5 protein-coding genes are annotated in these 3435 nt (G+C 62.1%); 2 read left to right on the forward strand and 3 right to left on the reverse strand.

Translation table 11 applies throughout. The annotated features are described in order from the left end of the window. Positions 1 to 316, reverse strand: a 316-nt coding sequence (locus EN994_RS23305; protein WP_164746105.1) for a ceramidase domain-containing protein, incomplete at its 3' end; no start/stop codon positions are given. Between the two features lie 172 nt (positions 317 to 488). Between EN994_RS23305 and EN994_RS23310 the strand changes: the two genes are divergently transcribed. After that, entirely contained in the window at positions 489 to 1274 is a 786-nt protein-coding gene (locus EN994_RS23310) for a thioredoxin family protein (protein WP_013528826.1), read from the forward strand. A 433-nt stretch (positions 1275 to 1707) separates the two neighbouring features. Continuing rightward, the gene (locus EN994_RS23315; RefSeq protein WP_013528825.1) at positions 1708 to 2091 is read left to right on the forward strand and encodes a DUF2794 domain-containing protein; all 384 of its coding nucleotides are present in this window, start codon (positions 1708 to 1710) and stop codon (positions 2089 to 2091) included. A 132-nt stretch (positions 2092 to 2223) separates the two neighbouring features. Here the strand turns inward: EN994_RS23315 and EN994_RS23320 are convergent, their stop codons facing one another. Both EN994_RS23320 and EN994_RS23325 read right to left on the reverse strand, forming a co-directional pair. Then, positions 2224 to 2796, reverse strand: coding sequence for a GNAT family N-acetyltransferase (locus EN994_RS23320; protein ID WP_063169546.1), 573 nt, complete (start codon positions 2794 to 2796; stop codon positions 2224 to 2226). A 108-nt stretch (positions 2797 to 2904) separates the two neighbouring features. After that, positions 2905 to 3435 (reverse strand): Bax inhibitor-1/YccA family protein (locus tag EN994_RS23325; protein ID WP_164746106.1); only part of this gene is annotated, 531 nt, incomplete at its 5' end.

Below are 3435 nucleotides of genomic sequence, written 5' to 3' on the forward strand. Positions count from 1 at the left end.
ATCGCATGCCGAGGAAGCGACGCAGATTGAACAGCGTGTAGGCCAGCGTGAAGCCGGCGATCGGCAGCACGTCGGCCCAGACCGTGCCCTTGGTGGCAAAAGTGTGAAAGATCGTCGAGCCGATGCCGATCGCCACCACCCACCAGGCCAGAACCTCGGCGAAGGCGCCGGTGCCCAGCCTTCGCACCTCGCGCACGCCCCACAGGCCGGCGGCGATGAAGGCGAAGTTGGTCAGGGCGTTGACCGGTTCGGACCAGAATTCCGGGCCGGTCCGCTCGCAATAGAGGTCGACCGGCGCCAAAAACGTTTGCCACATCGCGATTGCCGCCCGAATCGGTTTCTATCCTGAAGCGCAGATCCTTCCTATTGCGGCGTTGCGGTCGGCTGCAACGGCAAAATTTCACCGCAACGTGACTTCCCGTTGACTTCCGGTTCTGCCACATATTTCAGCAATCAAGATAAAGCCGGCATCACCGGCGGGAATCGGAATGGCCATGGCCTCGCGAAAATCATTGTGGCTGGCAGCTCTTGCGCTGGCCTTCTCGGCGTCTGCCGGCGCCGGGCATGCCGGCGAATCCGATCGCGCCCAGACCGACCGGGTCCAGATCGAAAAGCCATTGGGCGTGGTCGAGCTGTTCACCAGCCAGGGCTGCAGTTCCTGCCCGCCGGCCGATACTCTGTTCTCCGAACTTGCCGCCAAGGAAGACATCGTCGCGCTCGCCTATCACGTCGACTACTGGGACTATCTCGGCTGGCAGGACACGCTCGGCCGCAAGGAGAACACCGAGCGGCAATACGACTATATGCGCGCCTTCGGCAGCCGCTCCGTCTATACGCCGCAGGCCGTCATCAATGGCCGCGTCCATGTCAACGGCGCCAACCGCGGCGAGGTCGATGGTGCGCTCGCCCGCATGGCCAAGAGCGGTGAAGGCATGCGCGTCGCCGTCAAGGTCAGCCGTACCAGCGATCGCGTGATGATCGACGCCGGCGATGCCGGCAACGGCCCCAGCGACGCCCATGTCGTCATCGTCTATTTCGACCCGCCGCAGACGGTCAAAGTCGGCGAGGGCGAAAATACCGGCCGCAAGATGACCTACTGGAACGCCGTCACCGGCATCCAGACCGCCGGCATGTGGCATGGCAAGGCACAGCGCTACGAACTGCCGATGAGCGAGATTGCCAAAAAGGGCGGCTGCGCCGTGCTGCTGCAGTCGGTCGGCAAGGACGGCATGCCCGGTCCCATTCTCGGCGCCGCATTCATCCACAAGCCTTGAGATAGAGCGCTCAAACCCCTGCCGCGGTAGCGCGAAGGTTCACCTATCACCAGCCAATAAAAAACCGACGTCAGCTTGCTTCTGACGCCGGTCATTTAGGTTTTGGGATCGTCGCTCCCGGTTCTTCCGAGGAAGAGCCGAGGTTGGTTCGATCCGACGCAGACCCGTGGGCGGGGGGCTTGGGGTTTACGAGCCGGTGCCGGACCGAACCGTCTCAGGCAACGCCGGTAAATTCGTCGGACATTGGGGCATGAGCGCGGATAAAAAAAGGCAGAAATGTGGCGGAACATCACCAATTCCAACACGGCGTTTCATAAAAGTGACTGGACGTGACGGAAACGGCGCGGCGCGGGGCTCGGTTCGCCGGGCCTTGCAATTCAGTCGCGAACACGCCAACTTTGGTTGGCAAAGATTCATTTTGAAGGATCGAGGCATGACCGATGACAGTGGCGGGACGGGGGATGGGGACGCATCCGCAATAATCCCGCTGCACGAGGCGCGACGCGAACGTCTCGATCAGCCGGTGCGGTTCGACCGACGCGAGCTGGACCAGATCCTCAGGCTCTACGGACGCATGGTCGCCGCCAATGAATGGCGCGACTACGCCATCGATCATCTCGCCGACCGCGCTGTCTTTTCCGTCTTCCGCCGCACCAGCGAAGTGCCGCTGTTCCAGATCGTCAAGGATCCGAAACTGGCCCGCAAGCAGGGCGCCTTTGCCGTCATCGCCGCCGGCGGCCGCATCTTGAAACGCGGCCAGGAACTCGGCCGCGTGCTCGGTGTGTTCGACAGCAAGTTGAAGCTGGTCGAAGCCTGAGCAGGGAATTAGAGCAGGGGAATTGAAGAAATGGAGAATTGATGAGTTGAAGAAAAGGCCTCGGCGTCATCTGTTGCCGCCGCTTCTTTTTATTCTTCAGTTCTTCAATTGCGCAATTCTTCAGTTCCTTCTTCAGTCCCCTCTAAGGCGAAACTTCCGCTCTGGCAGCGAACTCGGATCGGGCGGCGCCGATGCCCCGCCATTCAGCGACAGCTGCATGAACACCGTGTCCAGCCAGCGCCCGTGCTTGTAGCCGGAGCCTTCCAGGCGGCCCGAATGGCGAAAGCCGAGCTTTTCGTGCAGCCGCACCGAGGCGCTGTCGGGACGGCCATCGCCGATCACCGCGATGATCTGGCGAAAGCCCGCCGTCGTCACCGCCTCGATCAGGCTTTGCATCAGCTTGAGCCCGACGCCCTGGCCCTTGGCCTCGGGCGCGACATAGACCGAATCCTCGACAATGAAGCGATAGGCCGGGCGTGGCCGGAAGGCACCGGCATAGGCGTAGCCGAGAACCGCGCCGTCCTTCTCCGCCACAAGGTAGGGAAAGCCGCCGGCCATCAGGCTGTCGAATCGAACACCCATCTCCGCGCGGCTCGGCGGCTCCAACTCATAGCTCGCCGTGCCTTGGGCGACCGCGTCGGCGTAGATGCCGGTGATGCTGTCGAGGTCGGCCGCTGTCGCCGGTCGAATCGTAATAGTGCTCATAGTTTATGGGTGCCATTTCTCTGCTCGCGATAACAGCAAAGCCCGGCACAAAAGAAAAGGGCGGCCGTTGGGCCGCCCTTTTGGAACTCGATGGTCCAGCATGCTGAACTAGCGACGGTCGCCCATGAACTGCAGCAGGAACATGAACAGGTTGATGAAGTCGAGATAGAGCGTCAGCGCGCCCATGATCGCCTTGCGGCCGGCAACGTCCGAACTGTCGCCCTCGAAATACATCTCCTTGATCTTCTGCGTGTCATAGGCGGTGAGGCCCGCGAAGACCAGCACGCCGATCGCCGACACGGCAAACGACAGCGCCGACGACTGCAGGAAGATGTTGATCACCGACGCGATGATGATGCCGAACACGCCCATGATCAGGAACGAGCCCATCGCCGTCAGGTCGCGCTTGGTGGTGTAGCCGAACAGCGACAGCGCACCGAAGGCGGCGGCCGTGGCGAAGAAGGTCTGTGAAATGCTGGCCGTGGTGTAGACCAGGAAGATCGAAGACAGCGACAGGCCGACGAGACCGGCATAGACCCAGAACGTCGTCTGCGCTGCCGAAACGCTCATCGACTGGACGCGGAACGACAGGAACAGCACGGCGGCCAGCGGCGCCAGCATCACCACCCAGCGCAGCGG

Origin of the sequence: Mesorhizobium sp. M7A.F.Ca.CA.002.09.1.1 (assembly GCF_003998555.1) — a bacterium.
In the GTDB taxonomy this organism is placed as follows: Bacteria; Pseudomonadota; Alphaproteobacteria; order Rhizobiales; family Rhizobiaceae; genus Mesorhizobium; species Mesorhizobium ciceri.